At 43.0% G+C, this 26,305-nt stretch carries 24 protein-coding genes; 4 read left to right on the top strand and 20 right to left on the bottom strand.

Features of this window, described 5'->3' with window-relative positions:
- Nucleotides 1-452: 452 nt before the first annotated feature.
- Complete coding sequence (locus tag AC3WVG_RS01165) at nt 453-2,987, bottom strand: TIGR03960 family B12-binding radical SAM protein (protein ID WP_488796344.1); 2,535 nt, start codon at nt 2,985-2,987, stop codon at nt 453-455.
- Nucleotides 2,988-3,076: 89 nt separating this feature from the next.
- Nucleotides 3,077-3,436, bottom strand: coding sequence for a hypothetical protein (locus tag AC3WVG_RS01170; RefSeq protein WP_488796345.1), 360 nt, complete (start codon nt 3,434-3,436; stop codon nt 3,077-3,079).
- Nucleotides 3,437-3,775: 339 nt separating this feature from the next.
- Here AC3WVG_RS01170 and AC3WVG_RS01175 point away from each other — a divergent pair, with 339 nt between their 5' ends.
- The 3 genes from AC3WVG_RS01175 (at nt 3,776) to AC3WVG_RS01185 (ending at nt 6,585) form a co-directional block, all read left to right on the top strand.
- On the top strand, nt 3,776-4,348 hold the full coding sequence (locus tag AC3WVG_RS01175; RefSeq protein WP_488796346.1) for a CvpA family protein: 573 nt from the start codon (nt 3,776-3,778) through the stop codon (nt 4,346-4,348).
- Nucleotides 4,335-5,117 carry a nucleoside triphosphate pyrophosphohydrolase gene (gene mazG / locus AC3WVG_RS01180; RefSeq protein ID WP_488796347.1) on the top strand — a complete coding sequence of 261 codons (783 nt, stop codon included), beginning with the start codon at nt 4,335-4,337 and terminating at the stop codon, nt 5,115-5,117. Before AC3WVG_RS01175 ends, mazG begins: the two co-directional genes overlap by 14 nt.
- A 193-nt stretch (nt 5,118-5,310) precedes the next feature.
- On the top strand, nt 5,311-6,585 hold the full coding sequence (locus tag AC3WVG_RS01185; protein ID WP_488796348.1) for an HD domain-containing phosphohydrolase: 1,275 nt from the start codon (nt 5,311-5,313) through the stop codon (nt 6,583-6,585).
- A 101-nt stretch (nt 6,586-6,686) separates the two neighbouring features.
- On the opposite strand, the gene cmk is transcribed toward AC3WVG_RS01185, so the two are convergent.
- The 8 genes from cmk to AC3WVG_RS01225 all read right to left on the bottom strand — a co-directional run bounded on the left by cmk (nt 6,687) and on the right by AC3WVG_RS01225 (nt 14,299).
- Entirely contained in the window at nt 6,687-7,361 is a 675-nt protein-coding gene (cmk, locus tag AC3WVG_RS01190; protein ID WP_488796349.1) for a (d)CMP kinase, read from the bottom strand.
- A complete protein-coding gene (hisC, locus tag AC3WVG_RS01195) occupies nt 7,348-8,454 on the bottom strand; it encodes a histidinol-phosphate transaminase (protein ID WP_488796350.1) in 1,107 nt (368 codons plus the stop codon). Before hisC ends, cmk begins: the two co-directional genes overlap by 14 nt.
- A gap of 396 nt (nt 8,455-8,850) precedes the next feature.
- Complete coding sequence (locus tag AC3WVG_RS01200; RefSeq protein WP_488796351.1) at nt 8,851-10,989, bottom strand: type IV pilus secretin PilQ; 2,139 nt, start codon at nt 10,987-10,989, stop codon at nt 8,851-8,853.
- On the bottom strand, nt 10,979-11,533 hold the full coding sequence (locus AC3WVG_RS01205) for a pilus assembly protein PilP (protein ID WP_488796352.1): 555 nt from the start codon (nt 11,531-11,533) through the stop codon (nt 10,979-10,981). Before AC3WVG_RS01205 ends, AC3WVG_RS01200 begins: the two co-directional genes overlap by 11 nt.
- Nucleotides 11,534-11,613: 80 nt before the next feature.
- Complete coding sequence (locus AC3WVG_RS01210) at nt 11,614-12,231, bottom strand: type IV pilus inner membrane component PilO (protein WP_488796353.1); 618 nt, start codon at nt 12,229-12,231, stop codon at nt 11,614-11,616.
- On the bottom strand, nt 12,224-12,799 hold the full coding sequence (locus tag AC3WVG_RS01215) for a PilN domain-containing protein (protein WP_488796354.1): 576 nt from the start codon (nt 12,797-12,799) through the stop codon (nt 12,224-12,226). The genes AC3WVG_RS01210 and AC3WVG_RS01215 overlap by 8 nt, the downstream gene beginning before the upstream one ends.
- Nucleotides 12,799-13,854 carry a type IV pilus assembly protein PilM gene (gene pilM, locus AC3WVG_RS01220; protein WP_488796355.1) on the bottom strand — a complete coding sequence of 352 codons (1,056 nt, stop codon included), beginning with the start codon at nt 13,852-13,854 and terminating at the stop codon, nt 12,799-12,801. Before pilM ends, AC3WVG_RS01215 begins: the two co-directional genes overlap by 1 nt.
- Before the next feature lie 7 nt (nt 13,855-13,861).
- Nucleotides 13,862-14,299 (bottom strand): universal stress protein, encoded by a 438-nt coding sequence (locus AC3WVG_RS01225; RefSeq protein ID WP_488796356.1) that lies wholly within the window; start codon nt 14,297-14,299, stop codon nt 13,862-13,864.
- A gap of 161 nt (nt 14,300-14,460) precedes the next feature.
- Here AC3WVG_RS01225 and AC3WVG_RS01230 point away from each other — a divergent pair, with 161 nt between their 5' ends.
- Nucleotides 14,461-14,664 carry an FmdB family zinc ribbon protein gene (locus tag AC3WVG_RS01230; protein ID WP_488796357.1) on the top strand — a complete coding sequence of 68 codons (204 nt, stop codon included), beginning with the start codon at nt 14,461-14,463 and terminating at the stop codon, nt 14,662-14,664.
- Nucleotides 14,665-14,840: 176 nt separating this feature from the next.
- On the opposite strand, the gene fusA is transcribed toward AC3WVG_RS01230, so the two are convergent.
- The 10 genes from fusA to AC3WVG_RS01280 form a co-directional block, all read right to left on the bottom strand.
- Nucleotides 14,841-16,892: an elongation factor G gene (gene fusA, locus AC3WVG_RS01235; RefSeq protein ID WP_488796358.1), complete on the bottom strand. Its 2,052-nt coding sequence runs from the start codon at nt 16,890-16,892 to the stop codon at nt 14,841-14,843.
- Between the two features lie 91 nt (nt 16,893-16,983).
- Entirely contained in the window at nt 16,984-17,835 is an 852-nt protein-coding gene (locus tag AC3WVG_RS01240; protein ID WP_488796359.1) for a hypothetical protein, read from the bottom strand.
- A gap of 158 nt (nt 17,836-17,993) precedes the next feature.
- A complete protein-coding gene (locus tag AC3WVG_RS01245; RefSeq protein ID WP_488796360.1) occupies nt 17,994-18,725 on the bottom strand; it encodes an outer membrane protein assembly factor BamD in 732 nt (243 codons plus the stop codon).
- Complete coding sequence (gene trxB / locus AC3WVG_RS01250; protein ID WP_488796361.1) at nt 18,718-19,641, bottom strand: thioredoxin-disulfide reductase; 924 nt, start codon at nt 19,639-19,641, stop codon at nt 18,718-18,720. Before trxB ends, AC3WVG_RS01245 begins: the two co-directional genes overlap by 8 nt.
- A gap of 4 nt (nt 19,642-19,645) precedes the next feature.
- Nucleotides 19,646-19,966 (bottom strand): thioredoxin, encoded by a 321-nt coding sequence (gene trxA, locus AC3WVG_RS01255; protein WP_488796362.1) that lies wholly within the window; start codon nt 19,964-19,966, stop codon nt 19,646-19,648.
- Between the two features lie 69 nt (nt 19,967-20,035).
- Nucleotides 20,036-21,841 carry an FAD-dependent oxidoreductase gene (locus AC3WVG_RS01260; RefSeq protein ID WP_488796363.1) on the bottom strand — a complete coding sequence of 602 codons (1,806 nt, stop codon included), beginning with the start codon at nt 21,839-21,841 and terminating at the stop codon, nt 20,036-20,038.
- Nucleotides 21,816-22,358 carry a gamma carbonic anhydrase family protein gene (locus tag AC3WVG_RS01265; RefSeq protein ID WP_488796364.1) on the bottom strand — a complete coding sequence of 181 codons (543 nt, stop codon included), beginning with the start codon at nt 22,356-22,358 and terminating at the stop codon, nt 21,816-21,818. Before AC3WVG_RS01265 ends, AC3WVG_RS01260 begins: the two co-directional genes overlap by 26 nt.
- Nucleotides 22,359-22,471: 113 nt before the next feature.
- Nucleotides 22,472-23,350, bottom strand: coding sequence for a succinate--CoA ligase subunit alpha (sucD, locus tag AC3WVG_RS01270; RefSeq protein ID WP_488796365.1), 879 nt, complete (start codon nt 23,348-23,350; stop codon nt 22,472-22,474).
- 12 nt (nt 23,351-23,362) lie between these two features.
- Nucleotides 23,363-24,511 carry an ADP-forming succinate--CoA ligase subunit beta gene (gene sucC / locus AC3WVG_RS01275; protein ID WP_488796366.1) on the bottom strand — a complete coding sequence of 383 codons (1,149 nt, stop codon included), beginning with the start codon at nt 24,509-24,511 and terminating at the stop codon, nt 23,363-23,365.
- A gap of 85 nt (nt 24,512-24,596) precedes the next feature.
- Entirely contained in the window at nt 24,597-26,249 is a 1,653-nt protein-coding gene (locus AC3WVG_RS01280; protein WP_488796367.1) for an FAD-binding protein, read from the bottom strand.
- Nucleotides 26,250-26,305 lie beyond the last annotated feature (56 nt).

Below are 26,305 nucleotides of genomic sequence, written 5' to 3' on the forward strand. Positions count from 1 at the left end.
GCCTGCAAGTACTAACGCTTACGGTGTTTTTGCAGGCAATGTTGGATTTTGAATTATTTAAAGTTGTAGCTGTGCCCAACTCTTTGTTAGCATTGAAGAAAAGAGTTTGTAGCCGAACCCTTTTATCAACTTAATTTCCATGGTTTATTCTAGTCTTGGTTTCTTTCATGCTGGTATAAAGGCTTGAACCTGTTCTAAAACTTGCTTGCGGACAGAGCATAATGGGATATTTTGAGTAAACAAAAATTCTTTTTAATATCGATAGTTATGGTCAACATCGCAAAGTATTTAGCCCTTTCATCCAGATGCTCTGTTTTTCCGCAAGCTTCGTCAAGATGGGTTACCCAAGCCGTTTGTAATGCATTTCAGAAACCAAGCCTTTCAATCAGCGGCTAAAAATAGGATTTGGCAACAGACTCAGAACAAGCCCGTAAAGAAACCCGAAAATCGAGTTAACTAAATAATTGTCTTGTCTTGACCATTTGAAATTGATTCGGTTCAAGTTCCGGGAAAATGCAGTCCACAATAAATAAAGGGTTCAAGTATATTTCCTGCCATGAAAACCTCACTTTAAGCACATCTTGCTCAAAGCCACCTGACTCCACCAAAGCTCGGAGATCAATCTTTTTGCTCTTCTTTTTTCCCTTTTTCTCCCGAATAAATTCTTTTGAGCTTACAAACTCATTCCATTTCTCTTGCAAGCTCTTTATCCAATCTGCAGGCCCCAAGAAAGTAATCTCAAAATCTTCCCACAAGGCTTGAGCCTGCTTTTTAGCCAAAGACAAGTCTTCGATGTAAAGCGCCTTCATTCCTTCAGGTAACCCAGCATTCAAACTTTGAAGCAATCTATCCTTGTCTATAGTCTTGCGCAGATAAACATTGACCCATTCGGCTTTGCTGCCAATACCAACAGGTAAAGCCCTGCCAAAAGAAAGCAAAGGTAAAGGGTGAAATCCTGAGGAAAAGCTAAGTGGCCATTTTGCCCGGCGCATAGCCCGCTCCAGGACTTTTTGCACTTCCAGTTGGCTCAAGTACACGCTTAGTCCCAATTTCTCATACCAAAGTCTTATATGGGCTTTCTTCAACCCTAAGTCTTCTTTATCGCCCGGACTAAAATCCCTTTTCTGGTCCTGATCCGGCTTGCACAAATTCAAAATAGGCTTAATTTCTTTTTTTGCAGCCTGCACGCTCAAGCTGCTTTTGTGCGAATCAAAATTGCACACACCACAACACCGGCATGGATGGTAACGGCAGTCCTTGGTAATTTTTCCCTGCTTGGCCCTATTTAGTTCCTTGAGCAAAAATCTCTTATCCACCCCACTTAAAATATGGTCCCATGGCAGGGGCTGATCATATTCTCTCGGACCAAGATACTTATGGATATCTATTGCCTTCTCTTGAAAAACTTTTTGCCAGAGAGGATAATTTACATGGTCAGCCCAACTGGTAAAAATTGCGCCGCGCCTATAAGCTTCTTCCAGGGAGTCAGCCAGTTCCCGTCCGCCTCGAGAAAACACTCCCTCCAAAACGCTCATTTCGGGTTTATGCCATTTCAAGTTGAGTTTATTAAACAACCTGAAAATTTTCTGCAAAAATTTAATACGCTTGTGGATCTCCTCAAGCCCAATCTGTTCCTCCCATTGAAAGGGGGTATGTGGTTTGGGCACGAAGGGAGATATAGAAGCCGTAACCTGAATTCTCTTTTTTGTTTTCGCAGTGCCCAAAACTTTCAGGCATAAATCCAGTATTCCTTCCAGGTCCTCTTCTGTCTCTGTGGGGAGACCAATCATGAAATAGAGTTTGATTGAACTCCAGCCCAAATCAAACAATTTCCGACAATGGTCCAAAAGCTCTGCTTCCGTGATCCCCTTATTAATGACGTCCCTTAGACGCTGTGTACCGGCTTCCGGGGCGAGGGTGGCTCCTGTTCTTCTGATCCTGGCCATAAGTTGCATCATATTTTCACTGACAGAACCGACCCTTAAAGAAGGAAGGGATATGGCTACCTGTTCCTGAGCACACCTTGCATAGGTCTTAACAAAAAGATGTTCTAAAGCGGAAAAATCTCCTGTGCTCAAAGACAAGAAAGAAAGATCCTCAAAACCGGTCTGGTCCAACCCCTCATCAATAAGCCGGGCAATATTTTCCACACCTCTCTCTCTTACTGGCCTATAAATCACACCCGCCTGGCAAAATCTGCATCCCCTGGTACACCCTCTGGCTATCTCTACTGCAAACCGATCATGCACCACCTTTCCATAGGGTATCATCTGCTTTGTTGGAAAGCTGACCTTATTTAAATCAGAGACGATATTTTTTTCAACCCGTGTATAATCCGAATAAACAGGGACCAAAATATGAGGGTTTTCTGCTGAAGTATCAAAGTATGCCGGGATGTACACTCCGGGATAAGATCTTAACTGGTACAAAATCTCGCTCTTGGATAATCCGGCCGCTTTTCCCTCTTTTATTACTTCCAAAATCTGGACCAAAATCTCCTCTCCATCCCCAACAACAATAAGGTCTAGAAAGGGAGCCATGGGTTCGGCATTAAAAGTCCCTCCTCCGCCAGCAATCACCAGAGGAAAATTCTGGCCTCGCTCACTGGCCCGAAAGGGTATTCCCGCCAGATCAAGCATATAAAGCACATTGGTGTATGCCAGTTCATGGGTAAGGCTAAAGGACAGACAATCCAGTTCCTTTAGAGGGGTGTCTGATTCCAAAGTAGACAAGGGAACGTTCCTGGATTGTAAAACCTCTGCTACTTCCCTTGACGGGGCAAAGACCCTTTCCGCCCAAAACTCTGGTCGAGCATTGACCACTTCGTACAAAATCCTCTGCCCCATATAGGCCATGCCTACTTCATATAAGTCAGGAAAGGCCAATGCCATATGCACCTGGACATCACGTTTATCCTTGTGCACACTGTTAATTTCATTACCTAAATAATGACTCGGACGGATAAAAAAGGGAAGCAATTCTTTCATGGATGAACTCTCTACAAAATTAAAGGGCAGACTTTTGGTCTGCCCTTTAAAACTTTTTTATAAATTATCGCAAAATATACACATTAAAACTATTTTTTAAACAAAGAGCCAAGGTCCGTAACCTTCCCTCCGGGTCCAGTCAAATTCCCCAAATTTTTCAAATCAGAAGGCGTAGAGATAGTTAAATTACTTGATGCTTCCAGATATTTATTTTTCAGGTCTTCCGGCACAGTTTTATACTCATACAGAATATGCGCGCCATCAATTTCTCCGGTAATTTCCGTATCAAAGGGATAACCAAAAGGCAAAAGGAGCATCTGCACTCCACCTTGCTGGGTAGGCAACATCTGCAACAACGCCGGATCTTTGATCTTTTCCTCTTGGGCGTCCCATTTTCCCAAGACCATATCACCATTAATCAACTTCACCAATCGAATATCATAGGCCATTACTCTTCTCCTTGGTACTAAAATTTGTTCCTTTAAACAGTTGAACTTAATTTCTGAATTCTATACTGTCAAGGAAGCCTTGAGCAAATCCATAAGTAACTATACCCGCCATTTTTTGTAAACGGATGCACTGACTACTTTGAGACAGGGTTACCTGCAAAAGTGGCGAACATATATACTTAAATTTGCCTCATGCTCTTTTAAGATCCTTCTCTCCGTCCACCGAAGGCGGGCTCCCGAGTGGCGGTCATTTTTAAATCATTCTAAAGCGCAAACCCAGAATCCTTGTTGTATCATATGCGCCTCTAAACGCGCTTTTTTCAGCAGGGAGAGATAAAAATGAACTCTTTGGACATCTTTTTTATCATTGTCCTGGCTTTCTTTTTGCTGAGAGGAATTTTTCGCGGACTTGTTCAGGAAATTTCTTCCGTAGTTGGCCTTTTACTAGGATTTTTTCTGGCCAATAAATACTACAGCCAGATTCTTCCCTATGTGACCAAAATTATTCCTGATAAAAGCTGGGCTCAAATTGCAAGCTACCTGGGTATATTTTTGGGGGTCATGGCTCTGGTCGTTATCCTGTCCATAGGCTTAAAAAGCCTTCTCAGATGTGCCATGCTCGGCTGGCTGGACCGGATAGGAGGAGGGGGCCTGGGGTTGATTAAGGCCAGCCTGATTTGCAGTATAACTCTCTTAGTTTTGACATCGTTTTTGCCAACTAATACCCAATTTATTCACGAGTCAAAACTAGCCCCTTATGTCCATAATGTGACCAAGATATTGGGAAACTTTCTACCCCAGGAACTCAAAGAAAAATTCAATGACCAGGATAGCTCTATACAATTTTTTTGGAAAGAAGATTGGATTGAAAAATTAAAAAAAGAAAAGGAAAGGTTCAGTGAGTCAAAGTAAAGCATTACAAGAAATTCTTGAAGTTATTGACACTCTCTTGGGACCAAACGGCTGCCCCTGGGACAAAAAACAAACACCGGATAGTCTTTGTGATTATCTTATTGAGGAGACCTTTGAACTGGTTACGGCCATTCGCAAAAAGGACCTGGATGAAATCCAGGAGGAACTAGGCGATGTTTTCTTTCTGCTCTTTTTTATTGCCCGTTTGTATCAAGACAAGTTTTCTCTTGAACAAACATTTAAACTTAATGCAGCTAAAATGATCAAGCGGCATCCTCATGTCTTTGGAGACAAAAAAATTGAGGACATAGAAGAGCTCTTAGTGACCTGGGAAAAGATTAAAAAAGAAGAAAAAGAACAAAAAGACAAACAAGAATCTGTTTTTGCCTCTATTCCTCCTACCCTCCCTCCTCTGCTTCGAGCATATCGTATCAATTCCAAGGCCGCGCGCATTGGCTTTACCTGGCCCAAAGACGTCGACCAGGAAAATAAATTGCAGGAAGAATGGCAGGAATGGCTCAAAGCCAAGGCATCAAAAGACCAAGACAAGATGGAAGAAGAGTTTGGGGATTATCTGTTTAGCCTTACTGAATATGCCCGCAGAAACAGCATAAAACCCAATAGTGCTCTGGACAAGGCGAACAACAAATTCCTGCAGAGGTTTCAGGCCATGGAAGAACTGGCGACCCAAAAAGACATAGACCTTTCACAATCCTCAATAGAGGAAATGGATAGACTATGGGAGGAAGTGAAGAAAATATGTGATTAACCTTATTCCAAAAATCCCCAAATAGAAAAAAACTATATCCTTTTTCTATAACCTAACAATTTACTCTAATTTTTTTGACCGTGAATGTTAATTTGGTATTTATATCAAAAGACTGTTTGCTCTGTCCGGAAAATAAAACTTAAAATACAACGATATTATCGTTATCAATCTCAACGGATACGACTATAGTAAGATGATAATAGAACCCCAGATTGATCTATTCGATTTGATTATAAGCCTATCAAAGGCAATGGATCTGGTCAGTCCAGCTGTGGTCAACCACCATATGCAGGTAGCCTATATCGCTGTTAATATAGCTACAGAAATGAACCTGTCCGCTGAAGAACAGAGGAATCTAATGTTGGCAGGAGCATTACATGATAGCGGCGCTATATCGATGAAAGACAAAATGGATGCCCTGCACTTTGAATTTGAAAATCCTCACCAACACGCTGAGCTAGGTTATCTGCTTCTCAAAATGTTTACACCCCTTTCTCAAATAGCTAAGCTCGTACGATTCCATCATGTTCCGTGGAATTATGGCGGAGGTACTGAGTTTAACGGAATAGAGGTGCCTATAGGCAGCCATATTATCCACCTGGCCGATCGGGTTGCAGTGACGGTAAACAAAGAACAAGAAATCCTCGGACAAGTTGAGCGGATTACTAAGCTAATCAAAAAACACTCTGGGAAACTGTTTGCTCCGGAAATTGTAGTTGCTTTTGAAAGCTTGAGTGCCAAAGAGTATTTCTGGCTGGATATCACGTCATCATCTATAAGTACGACTTTACGTCGCCAGGTAAAAACGGAACCGGTTAACCTGGGACCAGAGATGCTCCTAGGCTTAAGCAAGCTATTTTCCAGGATTATCGATTTTAGAAGTCGATTCACCGCTACTCACTCCAGCGGAGTGGCAGCCAGTGCAGAAGCATTGGCCAGACTCGCAGGATTCTCTAAGCGTGAATGCCTGATGATGCGGGTGGCTGGCTATCTGCATGACTTAGGAAAACTGGCAGTACCTCCTGAAATATTGGAAAAGCCTGGAAAATTAACAAAAGAAGAGTTTGCTATAATTCGTAGCCATACCTTCTACACTTACCGGTGTCTCGAGCCAATAACCGAACTCGAAATTATCAATAGTTGGGCTTCCTTTCACCACGAACGTCTAGACGGTAAAGGCTACCCTTTTCATCACAAAGGGGAAGATTTGTCGTTAGGTGCCAGAATTATGGCGGTTGCGGATGTATTTACTGCCATTACAGAGGATCGGCCCTATAGGAAAGGAATGAGTATAGACAGAGCTTTGCAAATCCTTGACCAGATGGCGAACAGCTCGATTCTAGACCCATATATCGTCTCGCTGTTGAAAGCCCATTGCGATGAGGTTAATGATTTGCGTAAAACTGCTCAAATAAAGGCGATAGAAGAGTATCAAAAGTTTTCTGCAACTTCGGTACCCTTGGTTTAACCTAAGTAATCACGGAGAATTAAAATAGCGGCCTGTCTCGACCAAAATTCTACCGAGCCCGCACACTCTCATAACTTTTTTAAGCTTTCTCTCGTCCCTTACTAAACGATTGCAGGCTTCAGATGTTGAAGTAAACACGCAAAAACATCTTCCAAGCTGAGCTCGCTGGTATCAATGACTATGGCATCGTCTGCCGGACAAAGAGGGGCGATGGCCCTGTTTCTGTCCTGGTCATCTCTTCGTTTTATCTGCTCTAAAATAGCCTCAATATCTGCCTCTTGCCCCATGTCTTTAAGTTGTAAATAACGCCTCTTTGCTCTGACCTCAGGACTTGCATCCAGAAAAAACTTGTACCGGGCATGAGGAAAAACTACCGTGCCCATATCCCGCCCTTCAGCAACCAACGAGGTTTGCTGACCTATTTCCTGCTGGGCCTTTTTTAAAAAATCACGGACTACTTTCAGTTTAGCTATGTTTGATGCCCATAACCCTATAGTCTCGGTACGAATTTCCGGACCCAAAGGTACTGAATTCAAACACATCTCGCTACTCTCACCTTGGCCACGCAAGGTAAAACGCATCTTTTTCAGCTCATCTGCCAGGATTTGCTCATCTTTTAGCCAGGCATCCTGTCCCAGCTTCCAGGCCACCCCCCGAAACATGGCCCCGGTATCCAAATAAGCAACACTTAAATGTTTGGCTAATTTCCTGGCCATAGTTGTCTTGCCCACACCTGCCGGGCCATCAATAGTGATGATAAGCTTATTTTGATCCATTAAGGACCTCTTCTAGTTCTTTGATAAACAATTTATTTTCTTCTTCCGTGCCAATACTTACCCTCAAATATTCTTCCAGACCATAACTTTTGAGAGGTCTGATGATGATACCTTTCTTAAGTAAGCCCTCAAAGACTTCGGAAGCATCCATCGGCGGTAAAAACATCAAGAAATTGGCTTGAGAAGGAAAAGTCTTGCATCCGAGCCTCTCGAGCTCCGTGCTTAAAAATTCACGGCCGGCACGAACGGTTTCCAAGGTCTGGGCATAAAAAAACTTATCCTTTAAAGCGGCAATGCCTGCTTTTTCAGCCAGGATATTAACACTAAAAGGCAACTTCACTCGCTGCAAATAATCAGCATAAAAATCTGGCAGTACAGCAAAGCCAAGTCTTAAACCTGCCAAAGCAAACATCTTGGAAAATGTACGTAAAATAACCAGGTTAGGGTAGTCCTGCCACTCAGAAAGCAAAGAATACTCGTCTTGAGGCAGGGCAAAATCTATATAGGCCTCATCGATAATTACCAGCACACTTTGAGGTAGCCTGGACAAAACTTCTTCCAACTCATCCTTTCTGGCACAAAATCCAGAAGGATTATCCGGATTGGTGATAAAAACAATTTTTGTTTTCTCATCAACGGCTTGAAAAAGGTCATTCCAGGGAAAGTGAAAATCTTTGCTCAAGGGCACCTGACGAAACTCCACCCCGGCAAACTGTGATTGCAACTTGTAGATACTGAAACATGGCTTAAAGGCGACTATATTGTCCTCGCCAGGTTTGGCCACGAGACGGATGATAAGGTCAATAATTTCATCCGAACCGTTGCCACAAACAATATTTTTTGCAGGGACGTTTAAATACTCCCCGATAGCAGCGCATAGGTCCGGACTTCCTGCCCTTGGGTAGCGAAAGGCCAAAGAAGCATTCTGGGCAATGACCTCCCTCACTACCGACGAGGTACCCAAGGGGTTCTCATTACTGGCCATTTTTATGACTCTGGTTAGCCCGTATTTCCTTTTGATTTCCTCTATACTTAAGCCCGGACTATAGGCCTTAAAACCTAAAACCTCTTTGCGGATCAGATCTTTATCCATTTTTTACCTCTTCATATAACCAAACAAGCCCCCTAACAAAGGGGGCTTGCTAACATTTAGACCAAAAACAATCAATAAAAGTATAAACTATTTAACGGGAGCCTGTTTACGCGCAGACTCAGACACTACCTCAGTCCTTCTCCGATCTGCACACACTGGATAAGATGCCGAACAGATGTCGCCCGCGCCCGGAATAACCATTTTTATCCGCATACAAAAACAAGCCCTTTTGACCTCTTACTAAACCTTAAAGTCTTTTTAAGCTCCATTATCGTGATGAAGGATTTAAGAGGTGCAATCTCACGGCAACACTTCCCAAGAAGTGCATCCCTGGGAAGTGTTAGCCCGGTTGATATGGTGCTTGAAGAAAGAGAGTTTTTTGCAGATGACGCGTCATCAATCTATAATCTTGGGCCTGATAAATATCAGTAGTTCCTGCTGCGACTCACCTTTGTACCTGTTCTTAAATAACCATCCCAAAATTGGAATATCCGCCAGCAATGGCACTCTCGTATCTGCTGTTGTCCGGGCAATCTTTTTTACTCCTCCAATGACAATCGTCTCTCCGTCATTAACTATCAACTTGGTCTTGGTACTCTTTGTCTCAATATCGCCCCCACCTCCGGCTACGGGACTATCATCTGTTATCTCAAGGTCTAAGATCAATTTATTGTCAGGAGTTATCTGGGGTAAAACTGATAACTTTAGTGTAGCATCCTGGTATTCAATCGTTGTCCCGCCACTCTCTGACTCAGTGGTGACGGCAATTTTAGTCCCCTGGATTATTTCAGCCTGCTGGTTATTCAAAGTGATCACCCGCGGAGCAGATATGGTCTTGGAAATATTCTTGGTTTCACCTACTTTCAATTCAGCGTCCAAGGTAAACAAATCCTTCCCCAAAACTTTGGCAATCTGGCCACCTACAGAGAAATCCAAAGGCCCAGTAGTTGGAAAATTAAGCCCGGTTATATCATAATTTTTGTAATATCTATCCTGATGGAAATACTCACCGGTATTGGCAAAACTCCATTTTAATCCCAAACTACGCTTAAAATCATCTGTTGCATAAACAATCCTGGCCTCAATGAGCACCTGTCGCTCCGGTCTATCCAGCTTTTCAACCACAGAACGAATCTGCTCTAAGTTAGACTCGGTATCCTGGACAATCAATTGATTGGTTCGTGAATCAAAAGTAATCTTACCACGAGGAGACAAAAACTCCTTTACCTTAGGTTCAAGCTCGCTTGCGGTTGCATAATTGATCTGGATATACTCTCTCTTTAGGGGCTCCAGCTCTTTCATGCTTTCCTTGGCCTTAAGGGCTGCCTCTCTGGCCTTGCGTAATTGTTCTCTTTCTGCTTCCAGTTTAGCAATTGTGGCAATACGCATGATATTGCCCCTTAAAACCATACCCAAATTCTTTTGTAATAAAACCAGGTCCAGGGCCTGGTCCCAGGGGATATCAAAAAGCCGCAATGATATCTTGCCCTTTACGTCTTCATCTATGATCAGGTTATAATTAGTTATAGCCGTAATCAGCCTTAAAACATGCTCTATATCGGCGTCCTGCAGGTCAATAGAAATTTTTTTACCCGTATATTTCTTTTTCATTCCAGGAAACAAGGTGTTTAACTCTGGAATATCTACACCATTTTCTTCTTCTTTTTGAGTAACTTTGGCTACATTTAGGCCTTTGTCTGTGGACTTACTTTGTTGCTCACTTGTTAAAAATCGTATAGATAATCCGTCCGCGTCACTGTCCATGTGCATAGGAACTTTATTCTGTACAGCGAAACTAAGTTTGACCCCGTTTTTAATATTCTGAACAAATACAGACTTAATTGCAGTATTAAACTTATTTAAGCGGAAAAGTCTTGCATACTCAAGGTTTACCTGACAATTAGGAATGAATAATACTATTTTCTGTGGGCCACTTTTCTTAGGAATTATCTCAAATGGTCCTTTACCTTTGAGGTTGACAAACAAATTTCCTTGTTTGTTACGTAAGAATTCTATCTCTTGAATCTTGGCACCTTCTTGTTCTATTAAATCATTTTCCCCCCTTGATTCTACTCCGGCCGAATTGGCTCTCCCTCTCTGTTCGACCAAAAGGATTTGCAATTGTTCATCATTGGACCTGGAAAGCAAAAACTGGGCTGGCTTGGACAAAATAATATTTAAATCCTTGGCCAGACCTTTTTTATCCAAAGCCCAGAAGACCTTGGTCACTATTCCCTTTGGGGCTGGAAGGAGAAAAGGAGTAATGGGAGGAGCAAAAGATAAAATTAATTTTTCATCGTCTATATAGGGCGAAACATCTATGTCTAAAGCTATGGGCAGGGTGATGATTGTTTTTTCTTCTTTAATTGAAATCTCACCCTGTGCCTTGTCAACTTTACTTTGCTTTTTAACTGGAGTGGATATGTCTTTTTGATTCCTGTTAAGGCCAGACTTTGGTGCACAGGCAAATTGCATAAAAAGAATACAACATATACTTAAGCAAAACAGGCCTTTTATAAGAAACTTACTTTTCATTGCTTTCCTCTTTACTTGGATGGAGCTTCAAGACTATGTTCCTTTTTTCTAACTTCCCAAAAATATTAATCACTTCTTCTTGAATCAAGACCTGGTCCGGAGATATTTTTACTACCTGCCCTCCACTGCGTCCTACCAACGCGCCTTTTTTTAAAATAAAGCCCTTACCATCTGGGAGTTCAACCATTGCCAAAGCTGCTTCTGGCCGATCAGCATACCAGATAATACCCACAAGCTTAAGTTGGGTAGCTTCAACTTTCTCCAGTGGGGTCAGAATGCGCTTTGATTTTTTAGGTCTTGATATTGACCGTTCTTGCTTTTGAACCTGGATAAAAGAAACAAAAGGATCAGGTTTTCCTATGGGAGAATATTTATAGTCCGGCGGCCTGATCCACTCTGGAATTTTATCCAATTCCTGAAGTAGCTTGTCTCCTGAATCTGTTGCGCCCTTATCCTCAGACAAAGCTGAAGAACAAGAGAAGATAAGCAAACAAAAAACAGAAAACAGCGAACAGGAAACTATCAGAAAACTATTATTCCTCATAAGAGAATCCACTCAACGTTATCATAACAAGGGAGTAGTATCTGCCCTTCGCCGCACCAAAACTCAATAAACACAATAACTCATTTCTTCTTTGATTTTCTGTCCAATATCTCTTCAGGAGTCAAAGCCCGATAAACCAATATCGAACTATCTGCCATCAATAAACTTTCTCCTGTGGCCCCATTATTCTTAACCGGTGTTAATCGTAAATTCTCCAAACTAACTAAACGTTCTAATCTAACCAGGCTATCAAAATACTGTACCAAATTGTGAAATGCTCCTTGTAGGCGTAACTGTACCCGACGGGTAGCGTAAAACTCATAAATGTTTTCAGGACCAGGCTGGAACAAAATAAACTCAACTCCCTTTTCATTACCTAACTTTTCAAAAGATGCCAGCAAACGTTCTAAGGCCTGTGCATCTTCAGGGAGAAGCATCTTGGCCAAAATTAGCTCTTTTTGTCGCTCCTTAAGCTGCTCCTCCAGGTGTGGAAGCTTTGCTGCCAATAGCCTGTATTTAGTAATAGCTTCTTCCAAGGCGGTGATATTTCCTTTTAACTTGGTAAGTTCATCAATCTTTGATGAAAAGAGAAAATACCAAGATCCTCCGACAATGAAAAACAGAAACAAAACAAGGCTCAATGCCTTTTGAACCGGAGTAAGTTGTTCTATTTTATCAATGATAACCTGCTTATCCATTTTGTGATCCGCTCTGCTTCTCAGGTGGCTGGGCCATAATCTGGCACTGAAATTCCACTAAATCATAAGTTAAAATCCTGCGTCTGGACGTCCTTTGGGTCATCACTTCTTTTATATACGGCGAGGAGCGCAATTTTTGAACATAATATGCAAAAATTTGATTATCCAGAGCTACACCACGCAAATCTATACGCCCATCTTTTTCTAACTTAAAGGCCTCAAACCAAATTTTGGATTCTGGCAAGTTACTAATTAATTCATCTATATAATGGATCGGTAGATTCTGCGTTTGTCTAATCTCCTTTATCACCTTAATTTTTGTCTGTACAGACTCCAATTCTTTTTTTAATTTGCTCACTCTGGCCACTTTAACAAGCAGTCTGTTTTTTTGAGCCTGCTTTTCCTTTTCTATAACTTGCAATTTCTCTATTCTTGTTTGCAGCCAGTAGTTTATGCCCAAAACTCCAACAAGCAAAACCATGGCCCCCAGAGAAAAAATTATTATTTGCTTTCCAACTTCGGAAGTTTTTGCTCTCTTAGTCTGGGGAAGAAGATTTATTCTAATCATCAAATAAGCCCCCTCAAGGCAAGACCTGTGGGAACAACAAATTGCGCTTTAACAGCTTCTATATATTTGGGGTCAAATCTATGGACATCCTTTTCGAGTTTCCGCCATGGGTCTAAATACTCAACTTCTAAGTCTAACCCCTGCCTCAAAAACTCGCTGATCCCAGGCAACAAACTTCCTCCCCCGGACAAAAACAATTTTTGTCCGGGTTTGGCTCCAGATACAGAAGTTAAATAAAAGCCGGTCAGCCTTTTTATTTCCGTTAGCCAAAGTTCAAGTTGGGCTTTAAGTTGGCTATCTATCTCGCGCCTTTTTTCTTCATCTATTGAATCAGGGCCTTCTAATTTAATCTTCTCAGCTTCAAGCTTATTAATTTCCAAAATCTTAGCCAAGACATCCGTTAAATGCCGCCCTCCAAACCCCATTTCCCGGAAAAAAATAGGCTGTTTATACCAATATACACAAAAAACGCTCTCCTGACCACCAATGTCTAAAAGATAAACCGGGTCTTCTAACAATTCTGGATAGTTGAATTCAAAACAGTTACTCAGGGCAAAGGCATCCACATCAACAACTCTCAAGGATAGTTGTGAATATTCCAGAACTTTAATTAAATTCTGGACTACATTTCTCTTGCTGGCCACCAGGAGGACTTCTACTGTATTTTCTTTATGTCCCGGACCTATAACCTGAAAATCCAGGTAAACATCTTTGATTTCAAAAGGAATATATTGTTTTGCCTCCTTCTTCACATTATTCGCCAGGTCCTTTTCTGAACCTCTAGGGAACGTGACACGCTTGACAATGACCGAATGTCCGGCCAGGGAGGAGACAACAAATTTGTCCTTTAGCCCCAACTTAGTCCACAGGCTCCTGATTTTTGCCCCGCTGTTTTCCGGCCTATCAAAATCATTTACTGTCCAGGGCAATCGGGCAAAACGATCTAAATGTACTTTTTTCCCCTTTTGAGTCAGCCTGACAATTTTGACCCATGTACTGCCCAAGTCCAGCCCACAGCTGGCCAGTTCCGGTTGAAAAATCTTTAAAAAAGACACTGTTTCTTTATGGTCTAATGGTTAACACAGGCATTTTAGCTCTCTTTACTACCTTCTCTGCTACTGAGCCAAACAGGATACGGTCAATCCCTTTGCGACCGTGTGTACCCATAACTATCAAATCCACCTCTTCTTGCTCTGAAAAGTTTAAAATCTCTTCTGAGGCATAACCAGTGATAACGTTAGCACTCACATCTACCTCTGTAAAATTTTCCTTGACAAAAATATCCATTGTTTTTTCTGCTCCGGAGACAATCTCCCCCACGAAACTTTCAATGGAAGTGGGTGGGACATGAAAACCAACATATTGAGAAAGGCTGGGAGCCACATAAACCACCTTGACACTTGCTCCCAAAGACTTAGCTATGGTCTGTGTATAATCCGCCACTTTTGAACTGATTTCTGAAAAATCAATCGCGCAAAGTATTTTTTTTATTTCTGCCATGAAAAGCCCCCTGGAAAAATTAATAAGGTTTATTAGTCGGAGGTTAAAGGTTAAGGTTAAAAATTGATTCTGAACTTATATAGTTTTATTCATGCCAAAGAAAATGAATTTAAACAAGACTTTTATCTATTTTTTTCAATTTTTATTAGGAGGAGGAAAAAATGCCCATTTATGAATTTACCTGCCTCAATTGTCACAACATATTTGAAGAATTAGTCTTTGGTGAAAAGCCGAGTTATATTCGCTGTCCCAAATGTCAAAGCGAAAAGGTCCAAAGATGTTTGTCTCAGGTCTTTTCCAAAGTCGGTTCAGGAGAAGCAGCAAAATCCAATACATCTTCCTGTGGAAGCAGTGGTTTTTCCTGAACACCTTAATGCTTCAGGTCTGAAGCAAAGTATTTAGTAGTGGGGCAATGTCACTAAATTAGGCTCCTTGATTTGCGCTTAAATAAAGTGAGGGGCCGGCCCCCTCACTTAAACTAATTAAATAATTGGTTCGCTCCTTACTTCTTCACACTCACTGATTAATTACTTTCTGTTTCTTAAGAGTCAAAAGTATCGAACCGATCAAACTTCATACTTAGTGCAGCCCGTCCCTGGGTTGCTGAACGCAGATCAGTAGAAAACCCAAACATTTTTCGCAAAGGAGTTAGAGACTGTATAATTTTTTGACCATGCCGATCAAACATATTTTCAATACGTCCACCTTTTGCCCCAAGTAGGCTAATACACTCGCCAACAAACTCTTCAGGAGTATAGATTTCTACCCACATGATAGGTTCTAAAAGCATTGGTTTGGCTTTGCTTAGAGCCTCTTTCAAAGCCATAACCGCAGCCATTCTATATCCTACAGGACTTGACCCTTGTTCTGCGCTTTTTAACTCTAGAACCACAACGCGAATATCCTGAACAGGGAACCCCTTGATAGTTCCTGCCTGCAGGCCGTCTTCAATACCATTATACACAGCCTCTATCCATTCAGTTGGCCAGGCTTGCTTATTGATCTCAAATCTTATCTCTCTTCCGCTATTTCTGGACAAAGGTTCAACCATAAGCCGAACATAACCATAATGGACATCCTCACCCAATTCCTTGGCAAATTCTGCCTCACCAAAGGCCTTATCGGCAATGGTTTCTTGATAGACAACCTGGGGCTGGCCGGCCCGAAATTCCACCCCAAAGTCTTTTCTTATCCGATCCAGTACTACCTCCAGGTGCAATTCGCCCATGCCCGAAATAATTAGCTGCTCAGTATCTTTATCCCGTTCAACAAAAAGGGTCGGGTCTTCCTGAAGCACCTTATCCAGTGCATGGAGAAGCTTTTCCTCTTCAGCGTTATTTTTAGGTTCCAGAGCCATAGATATAACTGGCTTATATTCTGAGATCTTTTCCAAGAGGATAGGATTCTCTCGCAAACACATGGTGTCCCCGGTTTTGGTATTTTTTAATCCGGCAGCGGCAACTATCTGCCCGGCAACAGCCTCTTCTATCTTTTCTTTATGGTCTGCATGCAACCTGAATAGACGGGCCACGCGTTCCTCCACCTTCTGGCTGACATTATATACTGTCTGGCCGGAAACTATCTTACCCGAATACACTCGTAACAAAACCAGCTTGCGACCAGTCTCCATTGTCACCTTAAAAGCCAGGGCTGACAATGGAGACTTTGGAGATATGGGAAAAAACTTTTTCTCCTTTGTTGATGGTTCAATACCCTCAATCTGGGGAACATCAGCCGGGGAAGGCAAATAATTACACACAGCATCCAATACAGGTTGCACCCCTGTATTTTTTAAAGCCGAACCAGCAAGCACTGGTACAAGTTTTAAGTCCAGAGTTGCCTTGCGCAGGACTCTGTTCACCTCATCAAGGGAGACTTCCTCCCCCTCAAGATAAGATTCCAAAACACTATCATCTATCTCTGCCAGGTGTTCAAACAAATATTCTCTCCACTTGATAGCATATTCGTTTTCTTCCTTCTCAAGTGGCAAACGCTCAAAAGTCTGACCCTGGTCCTGGGGATTAAATTTAAGCTTTTGCATGCGTAAAATATCTATAACCCCCTTGAAATCTTCTCCCTGGCCCAAGGGCACCTGGATAGGCACCGGAACAACCTGCAATTTTTGACGCATGGCCTCAAGAACTGCTTCGAAACTAGCGCCTATCCGGTCCATTTTATTGATAAAGGCAATCTTGGGTATATGATATTTTTCAGATTGTTTCCACACGGTTTCACTTTGAGGTTCTACTCCTCCGACTGCGCAAAATACAGCAACCACTCCATCAAGGACTCTCAATGCCCGATCCACTTCTATAGTAAAATCTACATGCCCTGGAGTATCAATTATATTGATAACTTTATCTTTCCACCCGCAGGTTGTACATGCGGAAACAATAGTTATGCCTCTTTCCTGTTCTGCAGGCAGATAATCCATGGTTGCTGTCCCTTCATGCACCTCTCCCATCCGGTGAATCTTTTTGGCATAAAATAAGATTCTCTCTGTTAAAGTAGTCTTGCCTGCATCAATATGGGCAATAATGCCTATATTTCTTATCTTTTCCAAATAATTTCCCGGAAGAGCCTTGGTTTTCATCTCTCCTCCAATATGATTAATAGGTTAAGAGGCTAGAGGTTTAACTCAATCTGCTTCACCTTTTTACCTTTTAACCGTTTAGCCTTATACTTTATTTCCAAAACACCCTCCTTTGATAAAAGAGTGCCTTGTCCAGGTCCGGCCAAATCCAACTACCCTCCTGACCTGGCCCAAACCCCAAACTTATATGTCTATTTTTCACAAACTCCTTCTCTGACGCAAATAAAACATCAAAATCCAGTGACCAAAAACTTTCTTTCTCGCCCTTAAATGGATGAAAATTTTGCGGCCATTTCTCTTTTCTATCACCAAGGACAATAAAATCTAACTCCGGATTGGCCCAACTCAACACATCTATGTCCCATTCTTTACTAGCATCAATAACAATCCCTGCCAACTTGATTTGCCGCGGAGTCCAGAAAAAATAATCCCTTTTTTGACCAAGTGCCTGAGAAAGGATCTGTTTGGGACCTAAATAAAACAAACCGTTTAAAGCGTTGTTATTCTCTGATTCCTGAATAAAATTTAAAATATCCTCTCTGCTCATAGCCAGAATACTTTCCACCCCCATAAGTTCCAGCCCCACTAAAATCTGTTCAGGAGGTTCATTTTCCTCCCAGTTCTCTACGATAACAATAATCTCTTTTGTTCCGGTCATTACGGCTGGCATAATAGCTGCCAAGACCTTGTTGGCAGCCTTAAATTGGTTGTCAATGACGCAAACCAGTCGATTCCAGGGGGTAATTTGAACATAACTTTTAAGCCCTTGACCCTGAGTCAGGCTCACAACCTTTTCCTGAACCTCTTCGCGTCCATAATAGTTGTAAAGATTGGCTATGAGTTTCTTTAGCCAGGATCTCTTTACCGCTCCCAATTGCTCATAAGCCTGGCCCAATATTTGATCATCTACAGCAAATCGCTCCAGCCAATTTTGCGGGTACATTTCATCCTCCAAATACAAAAAAAGCGGCCCAGAGGACCGCTTAAAAATTCTGCAAAGTTTTGTTGTAGTTTAAACATCCATGGTATCAGTTCACAGGGTGCACTAAGTTGTTTGCTGGCAAAACAATTTAGCTCAAACCACAAAACTTTATACTCAACTCATAGCCAGTCAAACCATTTCTTCCAACTGCCCTGTTCCTGTTCCATTTTTTGCTCTGATTTTTTTTTCTGATATAAGAAATAGGCCAATTTTCCTCTTCTCCGGGCATATTGGATTATATCAGGCAAATCTTTATAGTTTTCAACTACATACTCATATCTCTTCCAGGCGGAAAGATATTTTTCCGTGCGCCAGTAAAAATCTGCCACAAAAATCTCATGCTCGGCCTGATATCTGCGACACTTTAGAATATACTGATCTGCTTCTTTAGCGTATTTTGTGTCAGGGAATGTCTCCTTGACCCGATAAAAATATTCTAGAGCCTCAGTCATATTGCTTTGAGGCCGATCAATAGATTTAAACTGTTTGAAATTAGCTACTCCTATCTGAAAGAGAACATATGGAATTGCTTTGTGCCTGGGGTGCAATGATTCAAATTCCTTGTAGATTTCAACGGCAGCTTTATACTGCTCATCTAGGAAATAGGCATCGCCAAGACTGATTTCGGCCATTGGCGTATAAGGACTAAAAGGATAGCGATCCCTCAACTTAGTAAAATACTCGATGGCCTTGCTGTAATCTTTAGCCTGCATGGCCTCGTAACCTGCCTCAGCCAGTTCCTGGGCAGTGTCTTCAGGAGGACTTAAGAAAAAATAATCAATAACTCCACATCCCGAACACAAAAATACGAACAGCAAAATAAATATAAAACGGAATCTCTGCTTATCCATCAAATCCTTCCAGATATAAATTTGCACTATTCGCGGCCGTGGTCCCATCACCGACAGCTGTAGATATCTGACGACATAATTTAGAACGTATATCACCTGCCGCAAAAATCCCAGGCATATTGGTCCTCATTTCTGCATCTGTTATAATAAAGCCGTCTGCATCTCTTTTAATTTCTTCCGCTACAAAATCAGCCTGCGGTGCAACACCTATAAAAATAAAAGCCCCATTTACTGGCAATATTGATTCTTTGCTTGTTTTTACATTTTTCAGCCGCAAGGCCTGCAATTCATTCTCACCTACAAATTCCTGGACTACGGTATTCCAGATAATCTCAATCTTGGGATTTTGAAAAACTTTTTCCTGATAAATCTTAGCCCCTCTAAACTTATCTCGACGATGAATTAAATATACTTTTTTAACGATCTTGGATAAATACAAAGATTCCTCAAGAGCTGTATTCCCTCCTCCAATACAAGCCACGACCTGGTCTTTAAAAAAATTACCATCGCAAAGAGCACAATAAGACAGGCCTCGGCCAACAAACCTATCTTCTCCTTTAACACCTAACTTCTTCCACTTAACGCCAGAGCAGATAATAACCGTCTTGGCCTCAATCCATTGTTCTCCTATTTTTATCTGATTTGCACCTGGATTTAATTTCATTTCCAGGACTTCGTCTTGAAAATGATCATAGGAAAAGCCTTGCAGGTGTTGGACAAATGTCTCCGCTAGTTCGAAGCCTGTCACTCCTTTGGGGAAGCCCGGATAGTTATCAACCCGCTCGGTCAAAAGCATCTGACCGCCAGGTGACAACTTTTCGGCCCAGGCCAAAGATACTCCTGAACGCAAGAGATATAAGGCAGCTGTGGTCCCCGCTGGCCCTGCGCCAATTACCAACGCGTCGTATATTTTCATCTACTTATAGTGCTTTCTCATTTATCATCTGCTTGAGACTGGCCTTCGAAACAGCTCCGGTAATCTGTTCGACTACCTCACCACCCTTAAAAAGAATCAGCGTTGGGATAGCCCGGATGCCATATTTACCCGGGGTTGAGGGATTCTCATCCACGTTCATTTTAACTATTTTTACCTGTCCGGCATATTCCTGAGCCAACTCATCAATCACAGGGGCAATCGCCCGGCACGGTCCACACCACGGAGCCCAAAAATCAACTAATACCGGAATATCACTCCTCAAAACTTCGGCCTCAAAGTTACTGTCTGTTAATTGCGTTGCCATTTAATTCTCCTCCTCAATTTTTATTATAAGATTCATAAATAGTGCCCTGACTTGTCCCTGTCAAGCTTCTCATCCGTAACATTGCAGACCGCAATCAAGACATCTTTTGGCTTCGGCAAGGGCGGCATTTTCATCATATCCAAGTTCAACTTCGGCAAAATTTGTTACTCTCTCTTTTACCTCAAGATGAGGCATGGACTGGCGCTTTGCCTTCTCAATATTTTTTACCACCTTAATCTCCGGAAAAGGCTTGTATAACATCTTTTCCACTGGCTTGACAATGCCCTCTCGCAGATACATGTCAATACTTCTAGCCGCCAGCCTGCCCATGCCAATAGCATCCACCACGCGCATAGGGCCAATAACCAGATCACCTCCGGCAAAGACACCTGGGATAATAGTCTGACAGGTGGCAGAATCAACAGTAATAGTGTCCCATTTAGTAATTTCCAGTGTCTTTCCTAATGGATCATTTTTAAAAATTTCCGTATCAGGATACTGGCCAATGGCCAAAATCAAATTGTCGGCCTGTAAACAAAATTCAGACCCTTCCTTGGGCTGAGGCCTTCTACGACCGCTCGCATCAGGTTCTCCCAATTCCATCTGGATGCACTCAATCTCGCGTAATCTCCCTCTCTCACATTTCACGCATCTTACAGGATTGGTCAGAAACAAAAATTTTATGCCTTCTGCCTCGGCGGCTTCTATCTCTTCTTCCAGGGCGGGCATCTCCTGTCTGCTGCGCCTGTAGATAACGCAGACATCTTCTGCTCCCAGACGCAGGGCTGTCCGGGCAGCATCCATGGCCACGTTGCCACCACCCACTATCATTACTCTTTTACCCAAGCTGGGCGGATTCCCCTCGGCCACTTTACGCAAAAACTCTACCCCTGACATTACCCCCTTGGCATCATTCCCTTCCATGCGAGGGGCCCAGGTTTTCCATGCGCCTGTAGCCAGAAAGATAGCTTCATAGCCTCTATCCTTCAGATCCTGTAAGGTAAAATCACGGCCTAAGGCCACTTCGGTTTCGACTTCTATCCCCAAGTCAAGTATTCCTTCTATCTCCCAGTCCAAAATTTCAGGCGGCAAACGATAGTCAGGAATGCCGTACCGCAACATGCCTCCAAGCCTGGGCATGGATTCAAAAATCTTTACCGAATGTCCAAACCTGCGTAAAAAATACGCACAAGACAGTCCTCCAGGACCGCCCCCTATTATTGCGACCTTATGACCGGTATCAGGCGCTACATAAAGAGGAATGCGCTTTTTACTCTTCCACTCCAGGTCTGCGACAAAACGCTTTAAATAATTTATAGCTACAGCCTCATCCACCTGCTGACGACGACAGGTGTCTTCACAAGGTCTCGGACATACGCGTCCCAGGGTAAGGGGCATGGGCATATGTTCCTTGATAATCATAAGAGCACGAGTAAAGTCCCCAACCTCTATGGCCTTGATAAAACGAGGAATATCAATCTGAGCTGGACAGGCTTGCTGGCAGGGAGCAAGGCAGTCATCTCCGCGATTAAATCTAAAGAGCATAGACAAGACTGATCTAAGCTCCAATACATTTTGCGGACATGTCCTAACACATTTGCCACAGCCAGTACACTTTTCCTGGTCAATTACTGGCAAACCATCTTCACTCATAGAAATGGCTTCAAAACGGCAAACGCGAGTACAAGTCCCCATGCCCAAGCAACCGATCTTACACACCAGGTTAGGCCCAAGTTTCTCGACTGCTTGAGTACAATCTTTTATATCATCAGGGTAAAAAAAAGAGCGGGGAGCCCGCTCACCACCACGACACTTCACAAATGCCCATCTAGGAATTTTTTTCTTCTTTTTATTCTTTTTTGCTTGCGTTGACATTTTTCACCCCTGACTTCCTGTAGTTTTCTACATATCGTATATAATTTTTTGCAGATTGTTGGATATGCTTAACTTCAGATTCCTTCAATTCCCTTACTACCTTAGCTGGAACTCCAACAACTAAAGTACGTGATGGCACTTCCATATTTGGTGGCACCAAAGCCCCAGCTCCAACAATGCTGTCCTCATTTATTACTGCCCCATCCAGAACAATAGCCCCCATCCCAATCAGTACCCTGTCTTTTACGGTACATCCATGAAGGACAACACCATGAGCAATAGTTACATCGTTACCAATAACCAAAGGATGTGTGTCACGGGTCACATGCAAGAGAGCCCCATCCTGAACATTTGTCCTGTCCCCTATCCTGATATAGTGAACATCACCTCGAACAACGGCCTTAAACCAAATGCTGGATTGCTCCCCAATGGTAACGTCACCAATAATATCTGCACTCTCAAAAATATATGCACTGGGATGAATCTGTGGAGACTTATCTAAGAATGGTAGGATCATAAATTTTACTGTTAAAAAAAAGGCGTAAGGCTAAGGTTGAAGGGCCCAGATAATTTGACTCTTTCCTTATGCCTTATGCCTTCTCTATGTAAGTGTTAGTTGCCTTTAAACAACTACAAGCCCATTACTTCCTTAACTGTCTGGCCCAGAGTACCTAAATCCTCTGCCACATAAATCCCGGCAGCTCTTAAAGCTTCCATTTTGCTTTCGGCAGTACCCTGGCCTCCAGAAATAATTGCTCCAGCATGGCCCATACGCTTACCCGGAGGAGCAGTTCTACCTGCAATAAAGGCGACTACTGGTTTATTAAAATTTTGTTTTATCCACTCGGCAGCTTCTTCCTCAGCAGTCCCTCCAATCTCGCCAACCATGACCACACCTTGGGTTTCATCATCATCTTTAAAACGCTTAAGCAAATCTATAAAATTGGTCCCTGGAATCTGATCTCCGCCAATCCCTATACAAGTGCTCTGACCTAATCCTGCCTGAGTCAATTGATAATCGATTTCATAAGTTAGGGTACCGCTGCGCGAAATCACGCCAATAGGCCCCGGTGTGTGAATATGGCCCGGCATAATACCCATTTTGCACTGAACAGGTGGCGCAATAAGACCTGGACAGTTAGGTCCAATGACAACAACATCCGGGTGACCGGCTAAGTAACGTTTGACCTTCATCATGTCCAGTGTTGGAATCCCTTCGGTAATACAAACTACCAATTTTATTCCGGCAGAAACTGCTTCAAAAATAGCATCGCAGGCAAAGGCCGCGGGAACAAAAATTACCGATGCATTGGCCCCGGTTTCCTGCACGGCATCTTCAACCGTATTAAATACGGGCACACCTTCTACTTGCTGACCAGCCTTTCCTGGAGTTACGCCTGCGACTACTTTAGTCCCATAGGCCAGCATCTGTGTTGTATGAAAAACACCTTCTCTACCTGTTATTCCCTGAACCAGGACACGCGTCTCTTTATTGACCAAGATACCCATTTCCACACTCCTTTAACCCAAAATATCTACAATTTTCCTGGCTGCATCACTTAGATCTTTACCAACAACAAAATTCAAGCCTGACTTCGCCAGCATCTCACGCCCTTGCTCCACATTGGTCCCTTCAAGCCTGACCAGAATAGGCACAGGAATATCTACTTGCTTGGCGGCCTCGATTACACCCTGGGCTAGTACGTCACAGCGTAAAATTCCTCCGAAAATATTAATAAAAATGAGTTTTACATTCGGATCGGAAAGAATAATCTTAAACCCTTGCGCGATCATTTCTGCATTAGCACTTCCGCCCACATCTAGAAAATTTGCCGGTTCTGCGCCTGCCAATTTAATAACATCCATGGTTGCCATGGCCAGGCCGGCCCCATTGACCATAATCCCTACATTTCCATCCAGTCTAACATAGTTAAGATTATATTTTGAAGCCTCATATTCCAATGGATCCAATTCATCAGGATCAAGCATTTCCTTTACATCAGGATGTCTGAATAGGGCAGAGTCATCAAAATTCAATTTTGCATCAATGGCCAAGAGCCGTCCATCTTCTGTCAAAATAAGGGGATTGATCTCTGCAAGAGAGCAATCCAGGCTGATGAAAAGCTTATACAAAGCAGCGAGCAGTTTACCGCCACTCTTAATATCTACGCCAAGCTTAAAGGCCAATGAACGACACTGAAAAGGTAGTAATCCTAAAAACGGATCAATCGGCTCTTTAAAAATCAACTCAGGTTTTTCTTTAGCCAGTTCTTCGATCTCCATTCCACCAGCCGGGCTGACCATCATAACCGGGCAGCGTTTAGCCCTGTCAATAACCATACCTACATAAAATTCTTTTTTAATGGCCGCGGCCTCTTCCACCAGGACTTTGCGCACTATAGTTCCCTGCCCTCCGGTCTGGTGAGTAACCAGGGGCTTGCCCAACATTTCCCGGGTGATTTCGCGTGCCTCATCCAGGGTCTTGGCTAGTTTAACACCTCCGGCCTTACCGCGCCCCCCGGCATGGATCTGGGCCTTGATAACCACTGGCAATCCCAGCTCGTTAACTGCATCCTCAACCTCTTCCACCTGCGTTACTAATTTGCCCTTGGGCACTGGAATACCATACCGGGCAAATAATTCCTTTGCTTGATACTCATGGACTTTCATCAGCCAACACCTTTTTTAATTTATTGGTTTGTTGGTGTACTAGTTATATTAACATACTCGACTATTTAACCATTTTACTGCTCAACTAATTCTGGACTACCTCTGGATTTCTATAGTCTGGTAATACCACAGGAGATTTCATCTCAGGCTCAACGCCAGCCTGCTTCAGCTCTTTCAAGTAATTTTCTACATGCGTTAGGGTTAGAGACTTGACCTCCTTTCTCTGGTTGGCAAATTGGGCGGCTTTTGCACCCGCACGACGGCCAAATACATTGGTATCGAGTAAGGAATTACCCATCAGCCGGTTATCGCCGTGCACCCCGCCAGATACTTCTCCCGCTGCAAACAATCCTGGGATTCTAGTTTCTCCGTATTCATTAATCTCCAGTCCACCATTCTGATAATGCAGAGTGGGGAAGATAAGCATGGGCTCTTTAGCTATATCAATACCGTAACGCTTAAATTGCAAATATTTGCCGGCCAGGGCTTTGGCTACTGTGCCTTCACCATGCAACATATCGATCATTGGTGAATCAAGCCAGATACCAACTCTACCGGTGGGGGTGACAATACCGTTGCCCCGCTCCAGACATTCGCGGATAAACAGAGCGGCCTCGACATCCCTTGGCTCCAGAGGATAGCAAAACCTCTCACCGTGATAATTTACAGGCTCACCACCTAATGTCCTTACCTTTTCTGTGATAAGCATACCCACGCACTGCTCAGGATATACAGCTCCAGTGGGATGAAACTGGGCGTATTTCAAATTACGCAGAGGCACGCCCAAACGATAAGCCAGGGCAAGGCCATCTCCCGTAGCTCCATAATGATTGGTGGTGGCATAACCATGCAAATGTAAGCGGCCTGAACCACCTGTGGCCAAAATTACTGCTTTGGCCTGAACAACGATATATTCTTCAGTATCCAAATTATAGAGTACGGCTCCGCCGATAGCCCCACTTTCATCGAGCAACAATTCAACAGCTGCACAAAATTCCAAGACCCTGATCTTGTCTTCGCGGTTGCGGACTTCATCTCGCAAGACACGCATAATTTCTGAGCCGGTCATATCTGCTGAAGAATGCATCCTCCGCCGGCAAAGCCCGCCACCTTTGAGCTCCTTCATGGTCCCGTCTGGTTCCTTGTCAAACATAGCCCCGAGATCTTCCAGCCACTTCATGACCAGAGGACCGTCTGTTACCAGGGCCCGAACCAACTTTTTATCATTGGTAAAGTGTCCGCCACCAATTGTATCCAAAAAATGAAAGTAGGGGGAATCATAAGGCAAGTCAGCAGCCTGGATCCCGCCTTCAGCCATCACAGTATTGGCATCACCATGACGCAATTTGGTAGCCATAATAACGTCAGCACCTTGCTCCGTGGCCAAAATAGCAGCAGCGCTCCCAGCACCGCCTCCTCCAATGATCAATACATCAGTGCTAAAATCAGGAGATTTAAGCCTTGAGGCAAATGTAGCCGGATCAATCCAAGGCCGTCCCTGTAAGACTTCGATTAATTCGGGTTGCAACAAATCTCCTTTATTTGGTCCGACTTGCAACGGCTTCCGACCTTCAGGCTTATAATCAGGGTGATATTTCTCCAATACCCCCCGGTATTCATCCGGCGATAATTTTGGAAAATATTTTTGCTTTTTTGCTTCCTTAAGACGCTCTGGCCTGGTTTCTTCTACCTTGGCCAACGTCTCCTGCAAACTTTCCGGATATCCAGATTTTTTCATCTCTTTCCCCTTTTAATAGCTCATAGTTCGTAGCAGGTAGCCTTCTTCTCTCTAAA

The sequence above is a fragment of the Desulfovulcanus sp. genome (assembly GCF_982781345.1).

Bases quoted from the DNA above. Each gene is read 5' to 3' on its own strand.
- AC3WVG_RS01165 (WP_488796344.1), bottom strand. From the start codon at position 2,987: ATGAAAGAATTGCTTCCCTTTTTTATCCGTCCGAGTCATTATTTAGGT.
- AC3WVG_RS01170 (WP_488796345.1), bottom strand. From the start codon at position 3,436: ATGGCCTATGATATTCGATTGGTGAAGTTGATTAATGGTGATATGGTC.
- AC3WVG_RS01175 (WP_488796346.1), top strand. From the start codon at position 3,776: ATGAACTCTTTGGACATCTTTTTTATCATTGTCCTGGCTTTCTTTTTG.
- AC3WVG_RS01185 (WP_488796348.1), top strand. From the start codon at position 5,311: ATGATAATAGAACCCCAGATTGATCTATTCGATTTGATTATAAGCCTA.
- cmk (WP_488796349.1), bottom strand. From the start codon at position 7,361: ATGGATCAAAATAAGCTTATCATCACTATTGATGGCCCGGCAGGTGTG.
- hisC (WP_488796350.1), bottom strand. From the start codon at position 8,454: ATGGATAAAGATCTGATCCGCAAAGAGGTTTTAGGTTTTAAGGCCTAT.
- AC3WVG_RS01200 (WP_488796351.1), bottom strand. From the start codon at position 10,989: ATGAAAAGTAAGTTTCTTATAAAAGGCCTGTTTTGCTTAAGTATATGT.
- AC3WVG_RS01205 (WP_488796352.1), bottom strand. From the start codon at position 11,533: ATGAGGAATAATAGTTTTCTGATAGTTTCCTGTTCGCTGTTTTCTGTT.
- AC3WVG_RS01210 (WP_488796353.1), bottom strand. From the start codon at position 12,231: ATGGATAAGCAGGTTATCATTGATAAAATAGAACAACTTACTCCGGTT.
- AC3WVG_RS01215 (WP_488796354.1), bottom strand. From the start codon at position 12,799: ATGATTAGAATAAATCTTCTTCCCCAGACTAAGAGAGCAAAAACTTCC.
- AC3WVG_RS01225 (WP_488796356.1), bottom strand. From the start codon at position 14,299: ATGGCAGAAATAAAAAAAATACTTTGCGCGATTGATTTTTCAGAAATC.
- AC3WVG_RS01230 (WP_488796357.1), top strand. From the start codon at position 14,461: ATGCCCATTTATGAATTTACCTGCCTCAATTGTCACAACATATTTGAA.
- fusA (WP_488796358.1), bottom strand. From the start codon at position 16,892: ATGAAAACCAAGGCTCTTCCGGGAAATTATTTGGAAAAGATAAGAAAT.
- AC3WVG_RS01240 (WP_488796359.1), bottom strand. From the start codon at position 17,835: ATGTACCCGCAAAATTGGCTGGAGCGATTTGCTGTAGATGATCAAATA.
- AC3WVG_RS01245 (WP_488796360.1), bottom strand. From the start codon at position 18,725: ATGGATAAGCAGAGATTCCGTTTTATATTTATTTTGCTGTTCGTATTT.
- trxB (WP_488796361.1), bottom strand. From the start codon at position 19,641: ATGAAAATATACGACGCGTTGGTAATTGGCGCAGGGCCAGCGGGGACC.
- trxA (WP_488796362.1), bottom strand. From the start codon at position 19,966: ATGGCAACGCAATTAACAGACAGTAACTTTGAGGCCGAAGTTTTGAGG.
- AC3WVG_RS01260 (WP_488796363.1), bottom strand. From the start codon at position 21,841: ATGTCAACGCAAGCAAAAAAGAATAAAAAGAAGAAAAAAATTCCTAGA.
- AC3WVG_RS01265 (WP_488796364.1), bottom strand. From the start codon at position 22,358: ATGATCCTACCATTCTTAGATAAGTCTCCACAGATTCATCCCAGTGCA.
- sucD (WP_488796365.1), bottom strand. From the start codon at position 23,350: ATGGGTATCTTGGTCAATAAAGAGACGCGTGTCCTGGTTCAGGGAATA.
- sucC (WP_488796366.1), bottom strand. From the start codon at position 24,511: ATGAAAGTCCATGAGTATCAAGCAAAGGAATTATTTGCCCGGTATGGT.
- AC3WVG_RS01280 (WP_488796367.1), bottom strand. From the start codon at position 26,249: ATGAAAAAATCTGGATATCCGGAAAGTTTGCAGGAGACGTTGGCCAAG.